General features: G+C 44.2%; 20 protein-coding genes. 12 read left to right on the top strand and 8 right to left on the bottom strand.

Annotated elements, in window-relative coordinates; all coding sequences use genetic code 11:
• Nucleotides 1–47: 47 nt before the first annotated feature.
• Nucleotides 48–287: a winged helix-turn-helix transcriptional regulator gene (locus FE296_RS29000; RefSeq protein ID WP_150367284.1), complete on the bottom strand. Its 240-nt coding sequence runs from the start codon at nucleotides 285–287 to the stop codon at nucleotides 48–50.
• Between the two features lie 216 nt (nucleotides 288–503).
• Here FE296_RS29000 and helD point away from each other — a divergent pair, with 216 nt between their 5' ends.
• Together helD and FE296_RS28990 are read left to right on the top strand one after the other, a co-directional pair.
• Nucleotides 504–2,918, top strand: coding sequence for an RNA polymerase recycling motor HelD (gene helD, locus FE296_RS28995; RefSeq protein ID WP_150367283.1), 2,415 nt, complete (start codon nucleotides 504–506; stop codon nucleotides 2,916–2,918).
• A 220-nt stretch (nucleotides 2,919–3,138) separates the two neighbouring features.
• On the top strand, nucleotides 3,139–3,843 hold the full coding sequence (locus tag FE296_RS28990) for an SDR family oxidoreductase (RefSeq protein ID WP_150367282.1): 705 nt from the start codon (nucleotides 3,139–3,141) through the stop codon (nucleotides 3,841–3,843).
• Nucleotides 3,844–3,960: 117 nt separating this feature from the next.
• Here FE296_RS28990 and FE296_RS28985 read toward each other — a convergent pair whose 3' ends face one another.
• From FE296_RS28985 to FE296_RS28975, 3 genes are all read right to left on the bottom strand, one after another.
• Complete coding sequence (locus FE296_RS28985; protein WP_017688542.1) at nucleotides 3,961–4,791, bottom strand: carbohydrate ABC transporter permease; 831 nt, start codon at nucleotides 4,789–4,791, stop codon at nucleotides 3,961–3,963.
• 1 nt (nucleotide 4,792) lies between these two features.
• Complete coding sequence (locus tag FE296_RS28980; RefSeq protein WP_150367281.1) at nucleotides 4,793–5,665, bottom strand: carbohydrate ABC transporter permease; 873 nt, start codon at nucleotides 5,663–5,665, stop codon at nucleotides 4,793–4,795.
• A gap of 68 nt (nucleotides 5,666–5,733) precedes the next feature.
• Nucleotides 5,734–7,047 (bottom strand): ABC transporter substrate-binding protein, encoded by a 1,314-nt coding sequence (locus FE296_RS28975; protein ID WP_091016368.1) that lies wholly within the window; start codon nucleotides 7,045–7,047, stop codon nucleotides 5,734–5,736.
• Between the two features lie 206 nt (nucleotides 7,048–7,253).
• On the opposite strand from FE296_RS28975, the gene FE296_RS28970 reads away from it, so the two are divergent.
• From FE296_RS28970 to FE296_RS28960, 3 genes are all read left to right on the top strand, one after another.
• Entirely contained in the window at nucleotides 7,254–9,017 is a 1,764-nt protein-coding gene (locus FE296_RS28970; RefSeq protein WP_150367280.1) for a sensor histidine kinase, read from the top strand.
• A 16-nt stretch (nucleotides 9,018–9,033) separates the two neighbouring features.
• Nucleotides 9,034–10,560 carry a response regulator gene (locus FE296_RS28965; RefSeq protein ID WP_150367279.1) on the top strand — a complete coding sequence of 509 codons (1,527 nt, stop codon included), beginning with the start codon at nucleotides 9,034–9,036 and terminating at the stop codon, nucleotides 10,558–10,560.
• A 243-nt stretch (nucleotides 10,561–10,803) separates the two neighbouring features.
• On the top strand, nucleotides 10,804–12,789 hold the full coding sequence (locus tag FE296_RS28960) for a methyl-accepting chemotaxis protein (RefSeq protein WP_190945628.1): 1,986 nt from the start codon (nucleotides 10,804–10,806) through the stop codon (nucleotides 12,787–12,789).
• An 83-nt stretch (nucleotides 12,790–12,872) separates the two neighbouring features.
• Here FE296_RS28960 and FE296_RS28955 read toward each other — a convergent pair whose 3' ends face one another.
• Nucleotides 12,873–13,745, bottom strand: coding sequence for a helix-turn-helix transcriptional regulator (locus tag FE296_RS28955; RefSeq protein WP_124114658.1), 873 nt, complete (start codon nucleotides 13,743–13,745; stop codon nucleotides 12,873–12,875).
• Nucleotides 13,746–13,990: 245 nt separating this feature from the next.
• Here FE296_RS28955 and FE296_RS28950 point away from each other — a divergent pair, with 245 nt between their 5' ends.
• Together FE296_RS28950 and FE296_RS28945 are read left to right on the top strand one after the other, a co-directional pair.
• The gene (locus tag FE296_RS28950; RefSeq protein WP_150367277.1) at nucleotides 13,991–15,190 is read left to right on the top strand and encodes an MFS transporter; all 1,200 of its coding nucleotides are present in this window, start codon (nucleotides 13,991–13,993) and stop codon (nucleotides 15,188–15,190) included.
• Between the two features lie 215 nt (nucleotides 15,191–15,405).
• The gene (locus tag FE296_RS28945; protein ID WP_150367276.1) at nucleotides 15,406–16,161 is read left to right on the top strand and encodes a gamma-glutamyl-gamma-aminobutyrate hydrolase family protein; all 756 of its coding nucleotides are present in this window, start codon (nucleotides 15,406–15,408) and stop codon (nucleotides 16,159–16,161) included.
• Nucleotides 16,162–16,268: 107 nt separating this feature from the next.
• Here FE296_RS28945 and FE296_RS28940 read toward each other — a convergent pair whose 3' ends face one another.
• Both FE296_RS28940 and FE296_RS28935 read right to left on the bottom strand, forming a co-directional pair.
• Nucleotides 16,269–18,593 carry an MMPL family transporter gene (locus FE296_RS28940; protein ID WP_150367275.1) on the bottom strand — a complete coding sequence of 775 codons (2,325 nt, stop codon included), beginning with the start codon at nucleotides 18,591–18,593 and terminating at the stop codon, nucleotides 16,269–16,271.
• A gap of 20 nt (nucleotides 18,594–18,613) precedes the next feature.
• Nucleotides 18,614–19,261 carry a TetR/AcrR family transcriptional regulator gene (locus tag FE296_RS28935; RefSeq protein ID WP_091016359.1) on the bottom strand — a complete coding sequence of 216 codons (648 nt, stop codon included), beginning with the start codon at nucleotides 19,259–19,261 and terminating at the stop codon, nucleotides 18,614–18,616.
• 233 nt (nucleotides 19,262–19,494) lie between these two features.
• On the opposite strand from FE296_RS28935, the gene FE296_RS28930 reads away from it, so the two are divergent.
• The 4 genes from FE296_RS28930 to nspC all read left to right on the top strand — a co-directional run bounded on the left by FE296_RS28930 (nucleotide 19,495) and on the right by nspC (nucleotide 25,168).
• Complete coding sequence (locus FE296_RS28930; RefSeq protein WP_124114662.1) at nucleotides 19,495–20,388, top strand: TetR/AcrR family transcriptional regulator; 894 nt, start codon at nucleotides 19,495–19,497, stop codon at nucleotides 20,386–20,388.
• A gap of 205 nt (nucleotides 20,389–20,593) precedes the next feature.
• Nucleotides 20,594–21,853, top strand: coding sequence for a cytochrome P450 family protein (locus FE296_RS28925; protein ID WP_124114663.1), 1,260 nt, complete (start codon nucleotides 20,594–20,596; stop codon nucleotides 21,851–21,853).
• A gap of 947 nt (nucleotides 21,854–22,800) precedes the next feature.
• Nucleotides 22,801–24,039 (top strand): saccharopine dehydrogenase family protein, encoded by a 1,239-nt coding sequence (locus tag FE296_RS28915; RefSeq protein ID WP_017688530.1) that lies wholly within the window; start codon nucleotides 22,801–22,803, stop codon nucleotides 24,037–24,039.
• 1 nt (nucleotide 24,040) lies between these two features.
• Nucleotides 24,041–25,168 (top strand): carboxynorspermidine decarboxylase, encoded by a 1,128-nt coding sequence (nspC, locus tag FE296_RS28910; RefSeq protein WP_105598686.1) that lies wholly within the window; start codon nucleotides 24,041–24,043, stop codon nucleotides 25,166–25,168.
• 84 nt (nucleotides 25,169–25,252) lie between these two features.
• Here nspC and FE296_RS28905 read toward each other — a convergent pair whose 3' ends face one another.
• Nucleotides 25,253–26,008: an SDR family NAD(P)-dependent oxidoreductase gene (locus tag FE296_RS28905; protein ID WP_124114664.1), complete on the bottom strand. Its 756-nt coding sequence runs from the start codon at nucleotides 26,006–26,008 to the stop codon at nucleotides 25,253–25,255.
• A 111-nt stretch (nucleotides 26,009–26,119) separates the two neighbouring features.
• On the opposite strand from FE296_RS28905, the gene FE296_RS28900 reads away from it, so the two are divergent.
• On the top strand, nucleotides 26,120–26,476 hold the full coding sequence (locus FE296_RS28900; RefSeq protein WP_124114665.1) for a MerR family transcriptional regulator: 357 nt from the start codon (nucleotides 26,120–26,122) through the stop codon (nucleotides 26,474–26,476).
• Nucleotides 26,477–26,499: the final 23 nt, after the last annotated feature.

Genomic DNA, 26,499 nt, shown 5'->3' with positions numbered 1-26,499 from the left:
CATTAATGATATAAAGTATCCCTTGAGATACTATGGGAAGGCGTTTTTTACATATGTTTCGATCCCCAATCACCTAGTTGAAACAAGATCGAAGTCAGGCTTTGTCCTTTTTCTGTAAGGGAATATTCGACTTTAGGTGGAACTACAGGGTGGGTAACACGGTTTATCAAACCAGCTTCTTCAAGTTCTCGTAATTGTCTGGTTAACGTGCGATGCGTAATGGTTTCAGGGTATGAACCATGCTCAGGACATAAAAAAAGATGACCCCAGTGTAGCTCAAGGGACATCTTATTTAATATAAATTATTGTTCAACTCAGTCAGAACAGAAAAAAAGCATTGAACGTGAAAAAAAGCCATGATATAATCTATAGCGCAATTGACATTTCCATTGAATGTAAAGGGTGAATCATTATTTCTCCTAATTTAATTTTACATCCGACATTCCGATTTGTCAATGCTCTTTTTTTGGTCCTAATAAATGGAAAAGGGAGTGGACTTATTCATGGATAAAAGAAACGAATGGAAGTTGGAAGAGGAAAGACTAGTGCAGGTGAGGAACAAACTTCAGGCACGACTCGACGAGCTGGAACCGAAGGTTGCAGGACTGCATGAACAGGCTGCCGAAATTCGTAAACGGTTCTGGGAAGAAGTGACGATTAATACGGGTTCGTACACAGATTTTGAAGATGCATTTTATACCATTAATCAGCAGTCCAGAGTGTTGGCTGAGAGGGAGCGCGGGCACAAGCTGTTAACACAACAATGGAAAAATACAAAGAGACTGCTTCCAACGCCGTACTTTGGCCGTTTCGATTATAAGGAAAAAGGCATGACATTGACGGAACAGATCTACATCGGCGTATCATCCTTCATGGATGAAGATGGATTGAACTTTCTAATCTATGACTGGCGTACGCCAATTGCGAGTCTGTATTATGATCACTCTCCCGGACCAGCAAGTTATGACACACCTTCAGGACGAATCGATGGAAAGATGGAACTCAAGCGTCAATTCCAGATTCAACATGGGCAGCTTCATAGCATGTTTGATTCAACAGAGACGATTGGTGACGAATTGTTGCAGCAAGTGCTCGCCAAGGGTGCAGACTCACAAATGAAGAGCATTGTAGCAACAATCCAGAAGGAACAAAACGCCATTATCCGTGATGACCGAAGCCGAATGCTTATCGTTCAAGGGGCAGCTGGCAGTGGCAAGACGTCAGCTGCGTTACAGCGAGTGGCCTACTTACTATACAAACACCGCCAGACCGTCAAAGCAGATCAGATCGTGCTTTTCTCGCCGAATCCGATGTTTACCAGTTATATTTCAACCGTGCTTCCGGAACTTGGCGAAGAGAACATGCAGCAGACAACTTTCCAGGAATATCTGAATTATTGGTTGGACTCCTCCTTACGACCAGAGGATGCCTTTGATCAGATTGAATATGTGCTGACAGCTCAGAATGATCCGGGATATGAAGCTCGTCTGGAGGCGATTAAGTACAAAGCTTCCGAGACATTCCTGCAAGTGCTCCAAAACTACGGTAAGTGGTTAGGAAGAGAGGGGATGCGGTTTAACGGGATTCAATTTCGGGGACGTGAATTCATCACTGCGGACCGAATTAAGACTCAATTTTACAGTTTGGATCAAAATCTTACCTTGTCCAACCGTATTCTTCTTTTGCAGGAATGGTTGCTGAGAGAACTTGTTTCGCTGGAACGTCTGGAACGGGATGCAGACTGGGTTCAGGAGGAATTGAATTATCTGGACACGGATGAGTATGTGGAAGCTTTCCGCATGTTGCACAAAGAAAAGCCTGTGTTTGATGTGGCGGAAAAATACGCAGCACGAGATAACGGTAACAACAGCGCAGAGCAAGATGAGGGTGCCTTTAACTTTGGAGTGCGGGAAGAGGAGTTGCTTCGTCAGAAACTGGTGAAAGACATGTTTAAACCTTTAAGAAAGAGTGTGCGGAAATTCCAGTTCGTGGATGTGAAAGGAATATACGAACAACTATTTGTAGATGAAGCCGCTTATCGGGAACAAACGAATGGGGCAATCCCCCCACAGCACTGGCCTGAGATTTGTAAACAGACCAAGGCCATGATCCTTCAGAACAAGCTGTTCCATGAGGATGCTACTCCGTATTTATATGTAAAAGAGATGATAGAGGGCGTCCGGACGAACACAGAGATTCGTTATGTCTTTGTCGATGAAGGCCAGGATTATTCGGCGTTTCAATACGAATATCTGAAGAAACTGTTTCCTCGTGCTCGCATGACGGTGCTGGGGGATTTCGGGCAAGCGATTTTTATGCAGGCTACGGAGTTAGCAGCGTCCAACTCGCCATTGGTTGACCTATATGGAGAAGGCGAAACTACATTGATACGGCTCGTACGCAGTTATCGTTCAACCAAAGAGATTGTTGAATTCACGAGACAGATGTTACCAGGGGGAGAAGAGATCAGACCGTTTGAAAGGGGAGATCAGAAGCCTCGTTTAAGAGGATTGAAGGACGAAAAGCAGCGTGGTGCGCAGATTCTCGCAGACATCGCCACGCTTAAGGCGGAGGGGTTTGACTCCATCGCTGTGATTACGAAGAATGCGGCTGAAAGCCGTGACGCCTATGAAAGGTTGCAAAGTCAAGGCGGCGAAGGGTTACAGCTCATAACAAAGGACACACAGATTTTCGAAAAAGGAATCATGGTTATTCCTGTGTACCTCGCGAAAGGCGTTGAGTTCGATGCTGTCCTGGTCTATGATGCTTCACCCGTTGCTTACAGCCAGGAATATGATCGAAAGCTTCTGTATACGGCATGCACACGGGCCATGCACCGACTTCATCTATATACAGTGAGTGACTGGTCACCATTTGTTCAGGCGTTACCTGCGAATCTGTATGACATAAAATCATAATCCATATGTAAATCCATTCTCAATGAAGCACCAAAGAAAGATGCTCGGAGCCTTTTTTCAAAGGTTATCGGGCATCTTTTTTTATGAAGATATGAATCATAAAAGTTATTCTTTACTGATCGTTCCCGATGTGATAGATTGTTATTGGGAGTTATGAGAATGATCATTCCCATAACAGCTCGAAAATAAATAAATTCTCAATGAGAGGGAGTAATAATAAATGAATATTTCCAAACAAGTTGCTATTGTAAGTGGGGCTAATCGAGGGTTAGGCAAGGAACTTGCTCTTGAATTGCTGGCGCGGGGAACAAAAGTTTACGCTGGCGCAAGAAACCCTGAATCCATTGACCTGCCGGGGGCTATTCCACTGCAACTCGATATTACGGATCCACAATCTGTCATGGCTGCAGCTGAGGTAGCTAGTGATGTAACCCTTCTAATCAATAATGCTGGTTCCGCTACGGGTGCTTCTCTGCTCACAGGTGAGCTGAACGATATTCACTTGGAGTTCAATACACATGTATTCGGTACGCTTTCAATGATTCGTGCGTTTGCACCGGTGATAGAGAAGAATGGGGGCGGTTCGATACTGAATATCCTGTCTGCTCTATCTTGGCTCAGCCTTGGTAACTCAGGTGCATATTCAGCTGCAAAATCCGCTCAGTGGGGAATTACGAATGCATTACGTCTGGAATTAGCCCCTAAGAACGTTAGCGTTGCCGGATTGCACGTGGCGTTCATGGATACGGATATGACGGTAGGTATCGACGCACCAAAAACGAGCCCAACGGATATTGCCAAAATTGCAATAGATTCCATCGAAGCGGATCTCTACGAGATTATTGCTGATGATACCAGTCGGAACGTGCAACAGGGTCTTGCTGGCGGGGTTGCTGCCCTTTACCCACAATTGTTTCAAAAATAGAGAGATGTAGATGCATTTTCACGCTATAAATAAAACAACCCCCACCAGATATGGTGGGGGTTGAGTACGTCATGAATACTCCAATTCTATGGCTTGAGAACCGTAAGAATATAAGGTTTAACCTTTAACTGCACCGGCAGTAAGGCCGCTGACGATATATTTTTGCCCGAATAGATACAGGATGAATACAGGCAGGGAAGTAAGCACGAGATTAGCGAAGATCAGGTTCCAGTCCCGGCTATATTTGCCGTAGAAATTGTAGATCGATAGTGGCATCGTCCATGTGGAACTGTCTGTCAGGAAGTATACCGGAATCGTGATGTCATTCCAGACGGACATGAACACCATGATGGCTACCGTTGCGTTAACGGGCAGGATGAGCGGTGTGACGATGCGGAAGAACACCCCGAACACACTTGCTCCTTCCAGAAATGCGACTTCGTCCAGCGCTCGTGGAATGGTTTTGATGAATCCACTATACAAGAAGACACTGAAGGCTGTATTTAACGCGGCGTAGATCAGGATAACACTTGTGATGCTGCCGTAGAATCCCAATCCCTGTACAACCCGTATGGTCGTGATAATGGACATTGGCGCAATCAGTCCCATGAAGAAATACATATAGATGGTGCCGGATAGTTTGGTTTCCCGACGTGCCAGAATGAATGCCGCTGCCGAGGAAGCAACGATATTAATGATGGAAGATACGCCCGTAATCAAAATGCTGTTGAAGAATGCTCGCGACAGACCGCCTTCCTGGAAGACACGAACATAGTTCGAGAACTGCCATGTTTCCGGAAAACTCAGGGAGAAGCTAAGCACTTCGGCGCTGGTTTTGAATGAACCAAAGATCAGAATGACAAGCGGCAACAGAACGATAAGAGAGGCCAGAATCAGGAACCCTTCCACGATATAGTTGCGGATGGCGAGTTTGCGTGTATAGCCCATGTTATTCCGTAACCTCCTTACGCCGCATGAAGATCAATAGCGGTATAGCGATAATGGTAACGACCACGAACAGTAGAGTGTTGACCGCGGTACCAAGTCCCCAGTTGCCTTCGCCGAAAGATCGCAGAATGATCGTACCTACGACCTGTGAAGCGTTACCCGGGCCACCACCGGTCATGACATATACTTCGGAGAATACTTTGAGTCCACCGATCAAGGTCAACATCAGGTTAATGTTAATCGCGGGCAGCAAGAGTGGTAGTGTGATTTTGAAAAAACTTCTCCACGAACTTGCGCCATCAATCTTGGCCGCTTCGTAATACTCTTGAGAAATGGACTGAAGGCCCGCCAGATAGATGGCCATCTGGAACCCGGCACTCTGCCAGATCGAGACGATGGCAATCGTCCAGATCACAATCGATGGGTTGGTCAGCCAAGCTTGGCTTAACGAATGTAATCCTACAGATTCCAAAAAATTGTTGATTGTACCTTCGGTACGCAACATGGGAGTGAACAGAATGCTGATCACAAGGATGCTGAGAATGGAAGGGGAGTAAAAGATCGCACGCAGCAGGTTCTTTGTTCTTAATCGCATGTTAAGTCCTACGGCCAGCAATAGGCCGATGACATTTTTGCCAACGACGGTGACGATTGCAAATATCGCCGTATTTTTCAGTGCCAGAATAAGCGTTTTGTCCGAGAAAATTTTCTGGAAATTATCCCACCCGATGAACTTCAGCTCCAGCCGATCCAGCCGCCAATCCGTGAACGAGTAATAGAAAGCGGCGAGAGCAGGCACAACGAAAAAGAGGGAGTAGATAATCAGTGCGGGAAATATCATGTAATACGAGTACAGATTTTTAGTCCTTTTCATGTCTCACACTCCGTTATAGCTAGGCAGCATAACGGTCGATCCTGTTATGCTGCCTTATATTTCACACTTTAGAAACCTTCTACACCTTTATCCTGCATCAGCTGACTGAACTTCTCATCCCAGGATTTCAGTACTTCTTCCGGTGACAATCCGCCTGCAAATTGATCCTGCAATAATCGGTACAGTTCGCTGCGATCAACCAGCATGTATGCATCCGTTGTCAGCACGGTTTTCTTCGGCGTAATATAATTGTCTACAATATCCTGTTTGTAAGCTGGCAGTTCCGGTGTCGTAACGTCACTGAAATTGGATACGTATCCTTTGGAATCCACGATCTGTTGTGCGACATCCTTGGAAGCGATATAGTCCAGGAACTGTTTGGCTTCATCCAGATGTTTGGATTTCTTCGGAATGAACAGTTGTCCGCCCAGTGGACTTGCACCCAGACTGGCATTATCCGACGATGGAATCGGGAATACGCCCAGTTCCATATTTGGATCTTGCTCGGCCACGCCTTCAATTAACCAATCGCCCATAAACATCATGGCAACTTCCTTGTTCAGGAATTTACCTACGGCCATGTCATAGCTGTCGCTAAGCACATCCGTGTTGGTGTACCCTTTGGTGTAAATTTCATATTGTTGTTCCAGGAATGTTTTGAATTCCGGGATATCAGACCATTTTTTCTTATTGCTGTTCAACTCATCAAAAAAAGTCGGTTCATTTTTGGCTACAAAATCGGCAAAAGCGGCAGCAGGCCAGATGTTGGCAGCCCAGGCATCTTTGTAAGGCATGAATACAGGTGTAATGCCACTTGCTTTGATTTTTTCACAGATTGCAAGGAATTCTTCGTAGTTAGTTGGAATCGACAACCCGAGTTCTTCAAAGATTTGTTTGTTATAAACAACCCCTTGCATCCCTGTATCTTGGCTGACATGGAAGCTGTAGAGATGGCCACCAGAAGAGAGGACGTCTTTGTTCACAATTCTGCTCGCCCAAGGCTCGTTATCCAGAATCTCGAAGTTACGTTCAAGGTTCAGGTCTGTGACTGCGCTTGCCAGATTGTACTGAATAATGTCAGGCGTTTCATCTACAGCCAGTTTGGTTTGCAGTACAGTAGTTGTTTGTTCCGCTGGAATCAGCTGCAAATTGACACGAATGTTCGTTTGTTTTTCGAATGCATCGAGAATGTCCTGTTGGATGAAAGCAGAGTCCTGAGAACTTTTAGAGATTGCCAGCTCCAATGTGACTTTGCCACTCTTGCTGTCCCCGCCAGCAGCTGTGCCGGAATCCGTACCTCCTGATCCACAAGCCGTTAACGAGACCGATAATAAACTGGCCAGAATAATAGAAAACGCCTTTTTTCTTTTTATTGTTTTCAATGCAAATCCCCCTCTAAAACGTTTAGTGAATCCGTTTACAAGTCCGATTATAGATTCTTTTCTCGCCCGGGTACATGTCTGTACTTGAACGTTGATGTGTAAAATCCTGAACTTGAAATCGCTATCATTTCATGAAATACCGTGATAGAGTAGACATGAATATAAGGGATTTCACATCATGTCAGAACAGGAGGGCATCTCTGAGAATGGCAAAGCTCATACATAAAGCAACTCAATTCAGTTTGCAGACAAAGGTGTTTTTGACATTTCTGGCGCTGCTTTTGTTCGTGCTGGGCTGTTTTATCGTTTATGTGAATGTGATCGTTGTCCGCCCGCTCAAACTGAAAACAGAGCAGGATACGCTCGTTACAGCTACGAAGGTAAGGGAGCAAGTTGATCTCTACGTAGAACAACAGAACCAGATGTCGCAGCGAATATTATCCAGCAAAAATATATTTGCAGCCATGGACAAGAGCTCCTCTGCGCATAGTAATTATGAAAGGCTGAAACAGATTCGGATCATCAAAGACATCATGTTTCAGGCCATCGGGCCGAGTATGAATATCAAAGACATGTCCATCTACGACAATCATGGTGTTCTCCTGACAACATATCTGGGTTCGGGCAATCCTCCCGCAATATTGAACACCATGATGGAGAGTAGTCAGGTCGGACGAGATTGGACGGAAAGTGGTTTTGTTCTGCTGCGTCAAGACGATACGATCTCCTTTGTGCGCACGATCAATGATCAGAACGGCAAGGTGTACGGTTATCTTAGCATCCAGATGGAACAGGCCTATATACAGAATCTGACGGAGGGCATTAACGCCGGCGATGTTTATATTCTGAATGAACAAGGGGAGCAGATGACGGGCTCGGAAGAGGGTATGACATTTACCAATTGGACAAAGCCTTCATCAGACGAGGGACTGGATGTGGACAAAAACGACAATTATATCACGCATTCCATTTCACCCAGTACAGGTTGGATCACGTATATCATAACGCCCAAAAAATCTGTTCTGGGCTCGATCCATTCGGTTCAGACGATGTCCATTCTGCTGATTACAGCACTGATGCTGGTTTCGTTTGTGTATATCTTCCTGTCGACACGTAACCTGCTGCTGCCTATCCGCAAGCTACGTGGTCAGATCTGGCGCATGAACTACAGCAATATGTATCTGAAAGTAGATGAAACGCCGAAGAATAACGATCTCTTATTGCTGAATGAAGCCTTTCAGGATCTGATGGAGAGACTGCAGCAATCGATTGACCGGGAAAAGTCGGCGCTTCATGAAGAAGTAAAGGCGCGTAATTCTGCGCTGCAAGCCCAGATTGCACCTCATTTTATTCATAATGTTCTATACCTGATCAGTATTGCCGCCCAAGAGGGGAAGACCAAAGTTGTATCGGATATGTGCAAACATCTTTCGGACAGTCTACGTTATATTGTATCTTCACCATACGCGCATGTGACTTTGGCTGAGGAGCTTCAACATACGAGACATTATCTCTCCCTTGTACAACAAAAGTACGAAGAGGATCTGGAGTGGGACATCCATGCAGACGAGCTGGCGAACGAAATCCGGTTGCCACGGTTGGTTATTCAGCCGTTTGTGGAAAACTGCATTGAACATGCCTTTGCCAACAGCGCGCCGCCTTGGCGTATCCAGATTACCGTGAAGCAATATAACGGATTATGGGCTTTGGAGATCAAAGATAACGGAGAGGGCTTTCCACCGGATAAGATCCAGGAGATTTTAGCCAATATTCAGGCATCGGGTTCTGGAATGAACCAGACTGCCGATCGTGGAACAGCCCTTGGTAACATGGGGATTATCAATAGTGTCAATCGACTCAAACTAATGTATAACAACCGGCTCTTTATTAATATATTTAACAATCATGGGGAAGAGCAACATGGAGCAACGATTCAAATCATCGGCTCACTGACAAAGGATTTTTACTAACTAGGAGGCATAGGTGATGTATAACGCGATGATCGTTGAGGATAGCAAACCGATATTACGTAATATTAAAATGCTCTTGGAAACGCTGAGCTTCCCGATTCGTGTAGCTGCTACGGCAACGAATGGAGAAGAAGCCTTGGCAGCGTTAAAGCAGGAACCGATTGATCTGCTGTTGACAGATATTCGAATGCCGAAAATGGATGGGCTGTCCCTGATTGAGCAAGCCAAGCTTGCCAACCCGGATCTGAAGGTCATCTTGATTAGCGGTTATAGCGATTTTGAATACACAAGAAAAGCATTGAACCTGCAAGTGTTTGACTATTTGTTAAAACCTGTCGATCGAGAGGCGCTTGAAGAAGTCATGGGTCGGGTAATTGATCAACTTGATCAACAGATGTCCAAGGAGCTGCTGGATTTGCAGGAAATCATTCATCCCCAATGTGAGACTACGCCCAAACAAGGGGAAGAGTTTCCACCTTTATTCAGCCAGATGATGATCATTATGAGCAAACAGCCTTTTACCGCAGGGCATGAACGATGGATGCAGGTGGAATTTGAGACTGTAGTGCAGGACTTTTTTACATTCCATCCATGTCGTGTGTACACCTGTCAAACCCCATATCAATTTATCGCTTTTGTCAACAAGAGTGCACTGGAGGTGTACTCTTCCGTACATGAATGTCTTGAATCGTTGCGGCGGCATTTGGTTGCGCATGACATCGATGCGATCATTGGAGGACAACTTCTATTCGCTGAGTCTGGTAATCTGCCGGAGCTCTATCACCGCATGTCGTCCATTTTGTCTGAGCAGCAACGGTTGAAACAAGGAATAGTGCTGGATACCGGTAATCCGGTGTCGATGGCCAGATCTGAGACAGGCTGTCTGGATCCGGTGCAGGAATCTGCTTTTGTACAGATGATACAGGCTCGGCAGAAAGAACGGTTTGCTTTCAAGTTATCCGAATTGCTGAATCGATGGGCAGAGGAAAATGTACATATGACCGAGGTGGATCGGTTTATTGGTTTGGTCGTAGACACGTTTGCTCATCTGTACGAGGAACAGGGGTCGGGCATGAGATTGGGCCTGGAGCTTAGGTCAAGACAATTCGCCCAGGCACAGTCCTATGCCGATTTTTGCCGGGAACTGACGGAATGGACGGGACAGTGCTTCGATATGCTGCAATCCCACGTTCGAAAAAGCAAGGCGATCCTGTTCGAACAGATTGACGATTACGTAAAACTAAATAAATACTCTCAATTATCTATCAATGACATTGCCATGAAGTTTCATATTAGCCCGTCGTACGTTAGCAGAGTGATCAAAAATGCAACACAAATTACATTTGTTCAGTATTACACCGGGCTTCGCATTCAGGAGGCCTGCAGACTGATGGAAAGTCAACCAGACATGAAGTTTAAGGAAGTTTCCGATTTGTTGTCATTTAGCGACCAGCACTATTTCTCGAAGGTGTTCAAAGAGTATACGGGGCTAAGTCCTACGGATTATAAACAACAGATGTCTGGTATAAAGACCCAATCATAGTTAACAAACTTTTTTTACTTATGTTATAATACTAGACAAATACGGCTTGTTACTGAATTCATTCAGGCAATACCTATGTATATACATGCTCAAAGTTTCTTTGGGTGTGTGCATATATGGGTTTTTTTGCGTTTACTTGCCGGTTGATTCTACTAAAAATGAATACAGAGAGGAAGATTCACTTTGGAAGAAGAGAAGAAAAAAAGGTCATTTTATAGGAATGGAGGAGCCAGCTTACGATTAATGAGCACTAGACTCATTGCAGCTTTCCTTGCGGTACTTATTATCCCGACTGCACTTATCGGTTATTTCTCGTATCATAGTGCCAAAGATCAGGTGCAACAAAAAATGACCGATCCCATCAATACAATTTTAACAATGACAGGACAGCATATTAACAATCTGGTAGGGGAAAAAGCAGAAATGTTGAGTTACATAGACAGCATGTATGGCTCCGCTCCCAGTCAGGCGAACAACGAAGCAATACAAGTAGGAATCGACCAGTTAGCTGATACATATCCTGATATTCTTGCCATAACTGTGGGCAGCGATCAAGGTGGTGTTATATCATCTCCAGCAATAGAGGATGCAACATACGATCCACGCAGCACAGAATGGTACACCAATGGTATAAGTAACAATGGATCACTGTATTTTTCGAGTATTATGAAAGATTCGGTATCCGGGAAGATTTATGTAGAGATTTCGAAAGCTCTGTCAAATGAACAAGGTGTAGCAAGTATTAAACTTGATCTGGAGCGATTAGCAAATGAAATATCAATTGTGGATGTCGGAGGTAATGGGAGTCTGATTGTGGTGGACTCCAATCGAACCATCGTGGCTTGGTCTGGTGCCATTGTAAACGGTGGGGGAGGAGAGCTTGGCGGAGCACTCATCGAGGGGATTCCAGTCCATCCGAATACGGCTTCAAGTTCCGATGAACCGATGGCATTTTCCCAATTTGTCAGAACAGATCTGGCGTATGATCTGGAGGTATATAACGGTGTTAATGCTTTGACGGGTTGGAATGTCATTGCTTTGATGGGCCATGAAGATTTTATCGCCGCAGCGAAACCCATTATGGTATCGAGTCTAACTGTCATTGCTATATCTGTATTGATTGCCGGTGTAATTATTTTCTTCATTCTGAGATCTTTTATTGTACCCATGCAAAAACTGCGAAAGGCCACTCGCAGCGTAAGCGAAGGGAATCTGTCGGAACGGGTTAATCTGAAAACAGAAAACGAATTTGGTATATTGGCAAATGATTTTGACCAAATGACCATCTCCCTTCAATCGGTGGTTGCTGAACTTCATCAGACGTCAACGTTGTTAAGCCACTCTTCCCAAATGATTCAGGAAAGTACAAAACAAACCACCCAATCGGTTCAACATGTGGCGGAAACCATGCACCAGACTGCGGAATCAGCTATCGTTGGGGCGGAAAATTCGGAACAAACCGCGAATGCCGTAGAAGAGATGGCGAGAGGCATCAGTACAATTGCAGAATCTGCGAGTGCGATTGTGGATTCGGCTGAAGAGACGGAGCGCGCAGTTGCTAATGGCGGGAAAACCATAAACCAGGTTGGAGAACAAATGGAACATATTCTCGGAGCTGTTGAAGAAACCTCGGCATTGATTAATGAGCTGTCCAGTCTATCTGCCGAAGCCAATCGAATGAATGAAGCGATTACGGATATCTCTCGGCAAACCAACCTTCTATCACTGAATGCCTCTATTGAAGCATCAAGAGCAGGAGAACACGGAAAAGGTTTTGCTGTCGTTGCTGGTGAGGTGCGCACGTTATCCATACAATCCAAGCAAAGTGCGGACGAGATTGGTGCTACCATTGGCAAAATGCTTGATCTGATTGCCAAATCCACATCTCTTATGAATGATAAAGTTCGTAATCAAGTCGGTGAAGGAATGCGGATCAGCCAAGAAGCTTCTGCAACCATATCGAACATTGAACAATATACAACGCATATCGTGGATCAAATTCAGGATATTTCCGCTGTCTCAGAACAGTTGTCAGCCAGTACGGAAGAAGTCTCGGCTACGGTTGCCGCGATGAGTCACATCTCTAAAGTGTCGGCTGACAGTGCTCAGACAACTTCAGCAGCAGCCCAAGAGCAAATGGCGGCAATGCAGGAGATATCGGCATCATCTGCACAGCTATCCAAAACAGCTGAGAACATGCAAGAATTGGTTCGCCGGTTTAAGCTCTAGAGTAGAAGTAAGTAAATGTGTTAAGCAAACGTGTTAAGCAAAAGGCGCTCTCCCAATGGAGCGCCTTTTTGCATTTAAAGAGATTAGTAAGAATGTGACGCCTCATCCCCGAACATATCCTTTTGATTCTTTTTTCGGAAACTTCGTGGTGATTCACCAACCGTTTTGGTAAATAAAATCGTAAAGTAATTTGGGTTATCGTAACCGACCAGTTTGGCAATTTCCCATATTTTTTTGTTGGTTGAAATTAATAATCGGGTAGCTTCACCCATTCTTCGTTGAATCAGGTAATGATAAGGAGAAGTGCCATAGTGATTTTTATACATATGAATTAAGTAATAAAAATCGATATGAAATTGATCTGCCAATTCTTTGAGTTTAATGTTTTGCCGATAGTTGGTATCCAAATAGTCTTTAATGCTCTCAGCAAGGGTATTGCTCTCAACGATCTCCCCACTAGGAAGCTGTTGACGGGACTGCCGATCGATGATTAGAAGTATTGCTTTCAGGACATGCCGAGAGATCGACTCGTATCCATGTTCCCGGATTGAAAATTCATTAAAGAGAGTCTGCATTAACGAATGGAGCTCATCGGAATATCGGTTGGCTCGAATGATCGGATTGTTAGAGGGAGGAATGACCCAATCCTCAAGGGTCTGGGTGCCATCTGTAAAACGAAAGCCGCAATAAAAGGTTGATAACGGGTATTCAGGATTGGACTTCTCCTCGTGAAGAGTACCCTTGTTATATATGAGCATGTCCCCTTTTTGAGCCCAGTGTTTGGTGCCGTCAATGGTGAACAATCCTTTGCCTTCAGTTACGTAGATAATCTCATGCAGATCGTCATGTTTATGCGTCGGAAAACTCCAATGGGGATTGTCGGCCAGTTTTCCTACATAAATAATGGTGCAATCTCGATTTGGATGCAGTTGGCCGACTTCGTGGTGTGTATTCATCTATGTCTTCCCTTCAGAATTAGTAATGAGAGTCTGTGTTGAAATGACAACATATATAATGTTTTGCAATAAAACCACAACAACCTTGATTGTCGGCATAGCGTATCTGACAGTACAATTTCACTATCCAAAATGTACTATATATCGAAAGTGAAGGGATGGGAAAGCAGAAAATACATGAATTAATGATCGTAGACAGAAATGAAGCGCTTGCAACAATAGAAAGGATTAGTGAGTATTGATTTATGACTAGAAATAGAGAGAACCTACTTATTTTAACGCTTACGCTTGTTAGCTTTGTACTGGGAACAACCGAGTATGTCATCGTGGGTGTGTTGAAGGAAATTGAAAGTTACATGAAAGTATCACTTGCTGCCGCGGGTATGCTTGTCTCCGGTTTTGCGATCGCATACGCAGTGGGTACACCATTTGCTGTGGCCTTCTTGGCCAAAATATCCAGAAGGAGTTCCATATTGATTGGATTTGCAATCGTGTTGGCATTAAATCTATTGACCGTGTTCTCAACAACGTTCTCTTCTCTGATGGTCATTCGCATCGTGTCGGCCGTTGCTTGTGGACTTACAATATCACTTTCGATCTCGATTGTAAGCGACGCAGTGAACCGGGAGCGAAGAGGGGAAGCTATCGCCTGGATTTTGGGCGGATTTTCAATCGCAAATGTGCTAGGTGTTCCGCTCGGTACATTTATCGGACAACATCTGAGCTGGTCCATGACGTTTGTTGTTACAGCATGCATAGGTGTTGTGCCGCTGGTATTCATGTTTCGTATTCTGCCACGCCAAACAACAACGATTGCAGGTTCGTTCAGTGATCAGATGTCTCTCTTTGTGAAGCCACGGATATTGCTGGCCTGTCTGATCCCTGTACTGGGAAACAGCTGTATTTTCGTCGTTTTTACGTACATTACGCCACTCCTGAGTGAGACGATGGGTGTGCCAGTACAATGGATTAGTGCCATACTCCTGATCTATGGAGCCTGCAGCATCCTGAGTAACTGGATTGGTGCCAAAATAGCCAAGGGTGACTTCCTACCTAAGCTCAAGGGGCTTTTCGTAATCCAGGCAATCCTCTTCCTGGGCATGAGTTTTGCCGTTTCCAATCTGTGGATCGGCTTGGCATTCCTGTTTCTGATTGGATGTCTGTCATCCTCCATGAGCGCGGCATCCCAGTTGTATTTGTTTGATGTGTCTGGAGCGATCGCACCGGGATCCAAAGCATTCGCATCTACACTCCTGCCTGTGGCAGCCAACGTGGGTATAGCGTTAGGCTCCGGTGTCGGGGGAATTGCCGTTAATCTGGGGGGTGTCCAGTGGGTGCCTCCAGTTGCAGTGATGCTTGCCTTGCTGGCTTTTGTCGTTACCCTGATATGCCAGCGTTCCATCCAAGTGAATTCAGACGAAGCAACCACTGTAAAAGCAGCCTAGATGAGATGATGTTTAAACTAAACGGATGAATGCATATATACGGGATTGGAGCTACAAACAAAGTCGCTGTTATGCGGCTTTGTTTGTTTTTTTAGTTTTCCAGCATTCCGGATGAAACGGGTTCGTAGATGATAGAGGTAGGATAATGCAATAATTCAGTGAATTTATATATGAAGAGATCTGATAAAATGAATGAAAAGATAGGAGGGGGACCTATGAAAAAGCCGATGATCGGTGTTCTGCCACTGTACGATACCGACAGAAAAAGTTACTGGATGCTCCCGAATTACATGAACGCCATAGAGGAAGCCGGCGGGATTCCAATTATGCTTCCTTTGACAACGGATATCGAGATCATAGCAACGTTGGCTCATGATTTCGACGGGTTCCTGTTCACTGGAGGACATGACCTCAATCCTGAGTTATATGATGAGTATATAGAGGTTACCTGTGGAGAGTTATGTATTGAACGCGATATCATGGAGTCCATATTATTACAGAAAGTAATCGAGCTTGATAAGCCTGCCTTTGGCATATGCCGGGGACTACAATTATTTAACGTTGTTTTGGGTGGAACATTGTATCAAGACATTCCGACCAGCCTTCAACTTCATGGGAACAAGATCGTTAATCATAAGCAAAGTCCGCCGTATACAGATCTTGTACATGATGTACATATTGAAAAAAATAATATCCTGTACGATATTTTGCAAACCGATACGATAAAAGTGAACAGTTATCACCATCAAGGGATCAAGAAGTTGTCGGAAAAATTAACTGCCGTTGCAATTGCAGAAGATGAACTTGTCGAGTCGGTTGTTATGCCGAATCAGACATTTGTTTTGGCGGTACAATGGCATCCGGAGTACAGCTACAAAGCAGATGCTTATAGTCAAAAGTTATTTGCGGCGTTTGTTAATGCTTCTAAATTCGCACGATATAATATCCATATTGAAGACATAACCGCATAAAATGTGAAAAAGAAAAAAGACCTCCTGTTTATAAAAACAGAGGAGGTCCTAGTATTGGTAAATGGAATCTTGATAGTAATCATGGTATCACCATTCGATTGGCAGGATTATTTTAATCCAGACTTCGTGTTGGCATGCTCTTCAGCATTCAGGGAAGCAATCAGCTTCTCGCCTTCAACATCCAGGTTTGGCAGAATGCGATCCAGCCATTTTGGAAGTGCCCAAGCTTTGTCTCCGAAAATAGCCATGATGGCAGGGACCAAGCCCATACGGATGATAAAAGCATCAATCAGAATGCCTACAGCCAAAGTGAAACCAATCTGCTTGATCATGACATCATCGGTGAATATAAATCCTGCAAATACAGAGACCATAATCACTGCTGCGGCAACAACCACGCGACTTACCTGATTGTATCCATGAACGACGGATTCAGTCCCGCGATGACCATGCACATAGGATTCCCGCATGGAGCTAACAAGGAAGACTTGATAGTCCATCGCGAGGCCATACAGGATACCTGTCACGATGATCGGCATAAAGCTCAGCAGCGGGCCGCCGGTATCGAAACCAAAGAGCGAATGCAGCCAGCCCCATTGGAATACAGCAGTTGTGATCCCGAATGTAGCCAGGATACTAAGCAGGAAGCCAATCGTTGCTTTGATGGGAACGATGATCGAACGGAATACGAGTAACAGGATGATCAGCGAGAGCAGGATTATGATGCCTACATAAATAGGGAACACCTGCGCCAGTTTGGCTGACATATCGATGTTAACAGCTGTGATTCCAGTAACTCCGAGTTTCACATCATAGGTCTGTGCGATGCTGGAATCAGCCGCACGTAGATCAGTGACCAGTGTTTTAGTGAGATTATCGTTAGGACCCGTTTTTGGAATGAGACTGAAAATAGCTAAATCGTCTGTCATACCAAGTGGTGTGACTTGTGCAACGTTATTCTGACCTTGAAGTTCCATCACCAGACCACCCAAGAGTTCCGGTGTAACTTTTGCGGAAGACTGATTGGGCTCTGCGACCAGAATAAGGGGTCCGTTGAATCCTTCTCCGAAGCCTTCGGAGATGGCATCATAACTTTGCCTTGCCGTTGTATCCAGATTCGCTGAGGAAGCGCCAGGGATACCCATTTCCATTTTGGTGATCGGCGTCGCGGCAAAACCAAGAATGACGATGATGGCGATAATGGTAGCCCAACGATTCTTGATAACGAATTTCACCCATCTATCCGCGACTCCATGGCTAGTGGCTTTAGGATGTTTTGCGCTTTTCTCACGAGATTTGGCGGAGCAGATGCGTTCTCCTACCAATCCGAGTAAAGCTGGCAACAGGGTTAAAGCAACGAATACGTTGATGAGCACGGTGGCAGCTGCGACCAAAGCCATCGTAGACAAGAATGTGAGACCGATGACAAGCATACCGCACAGTGCAATAATGACCGTTAATCCGGCGAAAAATACCGCGCTGCCCGATGTGCCAATGGCTCTTGCTGTTGCTTCTTTAGCGCTCAAGCCTTGATCAATGATCATTCGACGTTGGCGATTAACAATGAAGAGAGCGTAATCGATTCCAACAGCCAATCCAACCATGAGAGCCAGGACGGAAGTGACACTTGGCATTTCGATGAATTTGGAGATTGAGAATGCTCCACCTACTCCGATCGCAACACCCAGTAGTGCAGTGATCAGAGGCAGACCTGCTGCAACGACGGAGCCAAGCGTGATCAACAATACGATTACCGCAATGACCAATCCAACAATCTCTGCGGAGCCGACCCCGATCGATACCGCTTTGAGCGTTTCGCCTGGCAAGACCGTAATGTTGGTTCCTTGCTCTACCGTCATAACCGATTGAATAACGGAATCAAATATATCCTGCGTTATGGCAGACTGCTCGATTGTAAATTGGAACTGGAACAGTGCGATACTGCCGTCTGAGGAGATCAGCATACCAGGTACAGGAACACCATCTACCATCAAAGGCCCATAGGGAGGAGGTGTGGTTGTTGCGGATTGAGCCGCACCCGCAGACTGAGCATTCTGAGCCATCTCAGCAGAAGCACCCGAATTTCCCGCTTCAGCTGCATAATCCGCAGGGTTAAGGACTTTGTCTAATGCGTAAACTTCATTAACACCTTTCATCATGGCAGCCAAACGTTCAGGCGTATCCAAACGCTCGTTGTCTGGTGCTTTGAACACAACACTTCCTTGACCGCCGGAGGCGGCTGGCAATTCTTTTGCCAATTGATCCAGAACCTTCTGTGACTCTGTGCCTTCAATCTTCATCTCAGAACTGATGTGAATACCATTGATACTGATCATGGAGATAACAATTCCCAGAATTAATACCCAGCCAATGATGAAGTAGGCAGGTTTGCTAAAAGCGGTTTTCCCCACTCTGTATAATAATGTAGACATTTATCTATTTTACACTCCCTCTATGATGAATGTGGATGGTTGGCATGTTCGAATCCTGCCCGCAAATGACTAAACGTCGTTTCCAAAAATTGATCGAATGTTAAAGCACCGGGCTTGGTATCCTCAGTAATGACTTGTCCGGGTAGTAACACATTAAGTCTTCCATCAATTAATGGCAGTATTGTTCCATATAGTGCGTTGATCAAAAGATAAGTATAGATCTCGTCATACTTCCCGTTAGATAAGTCTAATAAGGTATCTTGTGCCTGCGTCTGCATCCGGTGCATGGCTCCAAGGTAATGCGGTTCAAGTACGGGATAAGTCTGGGATAGTGAGAGCAACTGATGAAGTCTTCCAATTAGTTCTGTTGTAAGCTGCATCTTGATCAGGTTATACAGTACGTCAAGCAAGGAGACGTTGTCGGGCATTTTGGTAAGTAACTCTTCGAGTTCCGTTGTATTCTGAACGGATATTGCGCCTCTTGCTACAGCTTCTTCTTTACATGTGAAGTAGTTTGCAAATGTTCTACGTGAACAACCCACCTGATGCACAATATCTTCGACCGTAAAGCCATCAAGCCCATGTTCAAGGGTAAGTTCAAATGCAGCACTAGCAAGTGCTTTTTCAGTTGCTTCTTTCTTCAAATGTCGCAAGTTTCGTTTGATCATTATTCTCCGCTTATGCGTTCACCTCCAATACCAATGACTATGGTTTGTTTTTTTAAGAAGAGCACACTTACTGAATATGCACTTTGTGAGGTTTATCATAACAACAAGTTGCTCATTGTGCAAATTTACTCATTGTGCAAATATTTTATATGACGGCTATACTATGAACCAATGCTTCAACTCCTGAGGAATGAATGTTAAAATCAGATAAAAACCTGGGGCGATGATGGAAAATGAGTAGTCGTAAACAAAGTTTATTGGAAACAGCACTTGCACTATTTTTAGAGCATAGCTATGCAAATACAACAATCCAGATGATTCTGGATCAATCAGGTGTATCCAAAGGTACATTCTACAAATTCTTCAGTTCGAAAGAAGACTGTTTATATTCGATTATTGATCAGCGTATGCAGGAGGATGTTTTCATTCGCAAGGAACTTGAACAGAATCACTATACATCGGATTATGACTTGCTCGTAGATCAGATTGCGATTCCTATGTCCGTACCTAATAAAGAGCGAGTGTGGGAATTATATTGGACGGGTTTTTATTCCGGGGAGATCAACTCAGCCAAACTGGCTACAGTTCACCTAAAATGGCTGTCTACACGCTTGATTCAGGTGTACGGGAATGACATTAGCTTATATGCCAACGAAGGTGCAATATTGTGCTATGGCATACTACATCAGATTGCCAACACCTCAAGAAGTCTAAATACTCAAAAACCGGTTTGGAGCGAAGTTGTTCCAAAAGTATTAACGTACATCGAAGTGATATTAAGAACAATGCACCAAAGAAATGAACATATTTTTGACGTTCAGTCTCTTTGTTTTCTGAATGCTGATGAGCGTAACCGTGATCATGGTCTCGATATCGACAAGCTGTTGGAGGAATTGGATGAGTTCAACAAGATTGTTCAAAAATCCAAGGAATCTACATCATTAAAGCAACTTTCCAAGGGACTTTTGGCGTTATTACAGGATAAAGAAGATTTAAATATTCCTGTAATCGAAGTTGTCCTTCAAGCATTTCACAAAGAGTACAAGTCCGGTGCTTTTCAATCCGAAGCCAATAGACTAACCGAAGCCTGTTGGTGGTATTTGGAACTTGTGAAACAACGTAATTAATATAGGGTTGGCTAATAGCCGATCCTTTTTTTATTTTTACAATTATAATTATTATACTAATAGTATATCTGTTAAATTCTTTTATAACAGTTGTTTGTGGATGTCAAATGGTGATATTTGAAATTAAATATACGAGTAGTATATAATCGAAATGAACATATATTTCCATAGATTTGAATAACTTCACTTCGAAAGGAAGATTTATATGACTAATTCGAATAACCAGACATCAGAAAAAGCGGAATTTAATTTGTTTAGCGAAGAAAATAGCAAAGATCCATTTGCTATGTTTGCACAGATGCGTGCCAAAGGCTCCGTTGTCCCTATTCCTAATCCGATGGGTGGTGAAGGGCAAACCTGGATTGTAACTCGAATGGATGTCGCCATGGAAGTATTGAAAGACCACTCTCGATTTACCGTAGATATGAACTCTATTGATCGTGGCAATGATATTCGAAAAAATCTCTCAGGCGAGCTTGATTCATCGGAACCCCAAACTTTTTTTACGGGAAAGTCGATGCTCTTTGTTGATGAACCGGATCACCGAAGACTGCGTAGCCTGGTGTCCAAAGCATTCACGCCAAGATATATGGAAAGCCTGCGTCCGCGTGTCCAGGAAATTGCCAATGAATTAATTGATCAATTTGAAGGAAAAGGAGAGATGGATCTTGTAAAAGACTATGCCTATCCATTTCCAATCAACGTTATTTCCGAGATGCTGGGTATACCTCAGGAAGATCGACCTCAGATCCATGTATGGTCTGAAGCCATTGCCAAAGGTCTTGGTTTCGGTAAACAGGACCCTGAAGTAGCGCAGCATTTGCGATCATTCGCAGAATACACGGCTCAGCTTGTGGCGAACAAACGAGTGGAACCTTCCGATGACCTCATCAGTCAATTAATTGTGATCGAGGAGGAGGGGGATCGACTGAATGAAGATGAATTAATATCCATGATCACTTTATTAATATTTGCTGGACATGAGACAACGTCGAATCTGATTGCGACCGGCTCTTATCTACTTCTGACACATCCCGAACAACTAGAACAACTGAAACAAGATCTGAATCTGGTTCCTTCTGCGGTAGAGGAGTTGTTAAGATATAACGGCCCCGCCACTTCGTCAGGTCCTCGATATGCAACGCAGGACACGGAACTGGATGGACAATTGATTCAAAAGGGAGATGTTGTGATTCCTCTGTTGAAATCAGCGAATCGGGATGAGCAGCAGTTCAATGACTCCGAAGAGTTGGATATTGAACGCAAAATAAAACGGCATTTGGCCTTTGGACACGGCATCCATATGTGTCTTGGGGCTCCACTTGCTCGTGTGGAGGGAGACGTGGCGTTTACTACGCTTTTACGTCGACTGCCGGATCTTCAGCTCAGTGTTCCCCAGGAAGAGATTCATTGGCACTCCGCTTTGTCATCACAAGGATTGTCATCGTTGCCCGTAAAATTTTAATAGATTAACTTAGGTTGACTCACTGGAGTATGACGAATTTTCGTCATACTCTTTATTTGTAATGATGATAGAATGGGATGAATAGAGATCAGTCGTGTCATTGTTCAATGATTAAGAGCTAAGATATATTTGAGTCATCATTTTTGTTCTGGAGGTAAACGATATGAATAAAGATGAATTTTTTATGCATAAAGTCATTGAACTTGCTCTGCAAGCTCGCAAAGAAGGAAACGAACCATTCGGCCCATGATAGGTTAGTGGAAATTGCTGGCATCACACCATGATCGCGTGTGAAGAAGTATTCGACAAAAGTCCTCAAAAGCATGAAGCAACAAGGGAATTACTTAATACAGAAGGGTTAAAAGTATTCGAAGGATATCAATTTCTTTCTTAGTCCTCGTTCGGACAAAAAAATAATTTTTAATTATTGCTTGATTTTTTTTTCAACGTCTGATAGTGTAAGACCTGTGATTTTGGGAAGTTAATTTATCAATATGAATTAGAGCTTTCCAGCAGATAATTTTGACCACTTCACCAGGAAGTTAAGGCCATACGGACAGCCGGGTCAAACGCCGATTGGCAACTTACGTTGCTTTATTGATTGAGTTCAAAGCTCAAATTTTATAAGTTGGTTACTTTACAACCAGTGCAATTGCACATCAACTTGTGAAACGGTCAATAAGAGTGGTAAAGGCGAATTATTTGCTATATAGACTCTGATCCAATATTGATATACATGAAGGAGCTTTCCGCCAAAGGAGTTCTTGTGAACTTTTTTGGTCATGGAGACTTCACGTCTTTTTTATGATGTATATCGATAAGCAAGTGTGATGATGCGCGATTGCGGGCATTTTTCACCTTGCTTTTTTTGTTGTCTTGTTGTCGTTACTGTATCAAACAAATTAAACCAATTAAAAAAAATACATATTGGGATAGGAGAATGTAAAATGGGAAAAGCACTAATCATCGGCGCCGGCGGCGTTGCTTCCGTGGCAGTACACAAATGCGTTCAAAACAGTGAAGTTTTTGAGGAAATCTGCATCGCGAGTCGTACAAAATCCAAATGTGATGAACTCAAAGCCAAGCTGGACGGCGGAAAAACAAAAATTACAACAGCACAAGTAGATGCTGACAATGTTGACGAACTGATCGCTCTGATCAACGAAGTTAAACCGGATATCGTTATGAACCTTGCTTTGCCGTATCAAGATCTGACAATCATGGATGCTTGCCTTGCAACGAAAACAAATTACATGGACACAGCGAACTATGAGCCACATGATACAGCGAAGTTCGAATACAGCTGGCAATGGGATTACAAAGAGCGTTTTGAACAAGCAGGCATCACTGCATTGCTCGGTAGTGGCTTTGACCCAGGCGTGACAGGCGTATTCTCCGCTTATGCCCTGAAGCACTACTTCGACGAAATTGAGTACATCGACATTTTGGACTGCAATGGCGGCGACCACGGTTATCCGTTCGCAACTAACTTCAACCCTGAGATCAACATTCGCGAAGTATCTGCGAACGGAAGATACTGGGAAAATGGTGAATGGATCGAAACGAAGCCAATGGAAATCAAACGTGTCTACGACTTCAAAGAAGTTGGCGAGAAAGACATGTACCTGTTGTACCATGAGGAATTGGAATCTTTGGCAAAAAATATGCCAGGTCTGAAACGTATCCGTTTCTTCATGACATTTGGACAAAGCTACCTGACTCACTTGAAAGCTCTTGAAAATGTAGGCATGACTTCAATCGAGCCTATTGAATATGAAGGTAAACAAATTATTCCACTGCAATTTCTGAAAGCAGTACTGCCTGATCCAGCATCCCTTGGACCACGTACTGTAGGTAAAACAAACATCGGTTGTATTTTCAAAGGTAAAAAAGATGGTCAAGACAAAACATATTATGTATACAATATCTGTGATCACCAAGAGTGCTACAAAGAAGTGGGTTCCCAAGCGATCTCTTACACAACAGGCGTTCCAGCTATGATCGGTGCAGCAATGGTCATGACAGGCAAATGGAACAAACCAGGCGTATACAATGTAGAAGAGTTCAACCCGGATCCATTCATGGAAGAGTTGAACAAATGGGGCCTCCCATGGGTAGAAGACTTCAACCCGGTACTCGTTGATGAGCTGCCAGAAGAAGTTAAAGAATCGGAGCTTGTTCGTTAAAATGCGGTTCGAGCAATTACCGACACCATGTTTTGTTGTTGACGAGGCGCTTATTGAGAAAAACCTGAAAATCCTGAACGGTGTTATGCAGCGTACAGGTGCCAAAATCGTGCTCGCTCAAAAAGCATTTTCCATGACTGCGATGTACCCGCTGATTGGAGAATACCTGAGCGGAGCTACGGCGAGTGGTTTGTATGAAGCACGCCTGGGCCACGAGGAAATGGGCAAAGAGAATCATGTCTTTGCTCCGGCATACCGCGCAGAAGAGATCGACGAGATTCTTTCCATCTGCGATCACATAATTTTCAATTCTTTTTCACAGCTTGCAAAATTTAAGGATAAGGCGCTTCAGGCTGGCCGTAAGGTCGGCTTGCGCGTCAATCCAGAATGCTCTACCCAAGAAGGACACGAGATCTACGATCCGTGTTCTCCGGGTTCGCGTTTTGGCGCGAAACAAGAGGATTTCCAAGCAGATCTGTTGGAAGGTGTCTCTGGACTACACTTCCACACACTGTGTCAGCAAAATTCAGATGATCTGGAGACTACGCTGAACGCAGTTGTTGAGAAGTTCGGACAATGGTTGCCGCAAATGGAATGGATCAACTTCGGTGGTGGACACCATATCACACGTGAAGATTATGATATTCCAAGGTTGGAAGCTTGCATCAAGCGTATGCAGAATGATTATGGCCTGGAAGTATATTTGGAGCCGGGAGAAGCTGTTGCGCTGAACGCCGGTTATCTGGTGACCTCTGTGCTGGACTTCCATAAAAATGGCATGGACATCGCCATTCTGGATACTTCAGCTACATGCCATATGCCGGATGTGCTGGAAATGCCATATCGCCCGCCGCTGATCGGTTCGGGAGAAGTGGGCGAGAAGGCTCATCTGTATCGCCTAGGTGGACAAACCTGTCTGTCTGGTGACGTGATTGGGGATTATTCATTCGATCAGCCTTTGCAAGAAGGCGACCGTCTGGTATTCGAAGACATGGCGATTTACTCCATGGTGAAAACCAACACGTTCAACGGCATGCCGCTTCCAGCGATTGCTGTTAAAAGAAAAGACGGCGATTGTGAAGTTGTCCGTGAATTCGGATATCAGGATTTCAAAATGAGGCTAGCATAATTACTTCATTATATAGTAAGCATTGAATATAAATACAAAGAAGGGAACCTGGAGACAGGTTCCCTTCTTAACGTTAACTGATGTTTAACGTCTCGCAGCGTATGGAAAGATCGGTTCTCTTAGTTCAAAGTCATACGTCAACCCGTCCACAATGCCGACTACACTCTCACTGTCATACAACTCAAGTAAAAATCCAGCCATTTGTTCCGCTGTATGGAACTTGGGAACTCTGCCTTCATACTCAAACTCGTCTACATTAAAGGAATGTTTCGCAAATTCCGTCTCAGTTGCAGCCGGAGCGAGAACTTTGGCTTGCATTGCTGCGTTCTTGCCCTTCAACTCTTGCGCAAGCCCTTCCGTAAAGGCACTTACATAGAACTTAGTTGCGCAGTAGGTTACTGCATCGGCTACAATCGTATATCCTCCACCAGACGAAATATTAATGATCTGTGTGCCATCGATATCAGCATAATCACGTACATACAGGGAAGAAAGAATCGTAAGAGCTTCTATATTAAGATGAAGCATCTGTTCAATCTTGGGCAGGTGTTGTTCGCCCACGGAAGCAAAATTCCCGAATCCGGCGTTGTTAATCCACGTCTCAATAGAATAATCCTGAAGACTTTCATAGAATTCATGCACATTAGTGCCAATGGAAAGATCCACTGTACGAATGACAACATCCAGATCAGGATTGATTTCAGCAACTTTTCCTTTTAACTTGTTCAATTCATCGGTTCTGCGTGCTGCCAGGATCATATTTTTGCCACGAGCTGCAAAAGCTAATGCCGCTTCATATCCAATACCTGAACTGGCACCGGTAATCACTGTGTATTTCATGGGAATTCCTCCTGGATCTGATTTCGTTTTTTATTGTGATGTGAACACGAGTTGATTATACTGATTAGAGCTTACTCTAAGTCAAGCTCGAATATAGAGGGGAGGTTAACCATGCATACCATTGGTGAAGTGGCAGATTTACTCCATATCAGTGCACATACGTTGCGTTATTATGAGAAAGAACAGATTGTAACCCCTCTCAGAGATTCCAGTGGAGACAGGCGATACAACGAGTCCCACCTGAAATGGCTTCAATTTGTGATCAAACTAAAAGAGACCCAGATGCCCATTGCTACCATTAAGAAGTATGCATCCTTATTCCAGGAAGGGGAGCATACGGCGGCAGATCGCTTGAAGTTGCTGGAGGAGCATAAAGAGTCAATTCAAAAACAGATGCACATACTTAACACAGCAGATGAGATGCTTGAGCATAAAATTTCGTCGTATCGAACGCTCATCGGACAATGAACTAACACACACAAATGACGATC

This window comes from Paenibacillus sp. UASWS1643 (assembly GCF_008693195.1).
Taxonomy (GTDB): Bacteria; Bacillota; Bacilli; order Paenibacillales; family Paenibacillaceae; genus Paenibacillus; species Paenibacillus amylolyticus_B.
This window is presented reverse-complemented; position numbering and strand designations above follow the sequence as displayed.

Coding starts and splice junctions, on each gene's coding strand:
- FE296_RS28915 (WP_017688530.1), top strand. CDS start 22,801: ATGGGAAAAGCACTAATCATCGGCGCCGGCGGCGTTGCTTCCGTGGCA.
- FE296_RS28935 (WP_091016359.1), bottom strand. CDS start 19,261: ATGATCAAACGAAACTTGCGACATTTGAAGAAAGAAGCAACTGAAAAA.
- FE296_RS28990 (WP_150367282.1), top strand. CDS start 3,139: ATGAATATTTCCAAACAAGTTGCTATTGTAAGTGGGGCTAATCGAGGG.
- FE296_RS28900 (WP_124114665.1), top strand. CDS start 26,120: ATGCATACCATTGGTGAAGTGGCAGATTTACTCCATATCAGTGCACAT.
- FE296_RS29000 (WP_150367284.1), bottom strand. CDS start 287: ATGTCCCTTGAGCTACACTGGGGTCATCTTTTTTTATGTCCTGAGCAT.
- FE296_RS28940 (WP_150367275.1), bottom strand. CDS start 18,593: ATGTCTACATTATTATACAGAGTGGGGAAAACCGCTTTTAGCAAACCT.
- FE296_RS28955 (WP_124114658.1), bottom strand. CDS start 13,745: ATGAATACACACCACGAAGTCGGCCAACTGCATCCAAATCGAGATTGC.
- FE296_RS28970 (WP_150367280.1), top strand. CDS start 7,254: ATGGCAAAGCTCATACATAAAGCAACTCAATTCAGTTTGCAGACAAAG.
- FE296_RS28925 (WP_124114663.1), top strand. CDS start 20,594: ATGACTAATTCGAATAACCAGACATCAGAAAAAGCGGAATTTAATTTG.
- FE296_RS28930 (WP_124114662.1), top strand. CDS start 19,495: ATGAGTAGTCGTAAACAAAGTTTATTGGAAACAGCACTTGCACTATTT.
- FE296_RS28960 (WP_190945628.1), top strand. CDS start 10,804: ATGAGCACTAGACTCATTGCAGCTTTCCTTGCGGTACTTATTATCCCG.
- FE296_RS28985 (WP_017688542.1), bottom strand. CDS start 4,791: ATGGGCTATACACGCAAACTCGCCATCCGCAACTATATCGTGGAAGGG.
- helD (WP_150367283.1), top strand. CDS start 504: ATGGATAAAAGAAACGAATGGAAGTTGGAAGAGGAAAGACTAGTGCAG.
- nspC (WP_105598686.1), top strand. CDS start 24,041: ATGCGGTTCGAGCAATTACCGACACCATGTTTTGTTGTTGACGAGGCG.
- FE296_RS28980 (WP_150367281.1), bottom strand. CDS start 5,665: ATGAAAAGGACTAAAAATCTGTACTCGTATTACATGATATTTCCCGCA.
- FE296_RS28950 (WP_150367277.1), top strand. CDS start 13,991: ATGACTAGAAATAGAGAGAACCTACTTATTTTAACGCTTACGCTTGTT.
- FE296_RS28945 (WP_150367276.1), top strand. CDS start 15,406: ATGAAAAAGCCGATGATCGGTGTTCTGCCACTGTACGATACCGACAGA.
- FE296_RS28965 (WP_150367279.1), top strand. CDS start 9,034: ATGTATAACGCGATGATCGTTGAGGATAGCAAACCGATATTACGTAAT.
- FE296_RS28905 (WP_124114664.1), bottom strand. CDS start 26,008: ATGAAATACACAGTGATTACCGGTGCCAGTTCAGGTATTGGATATGAA.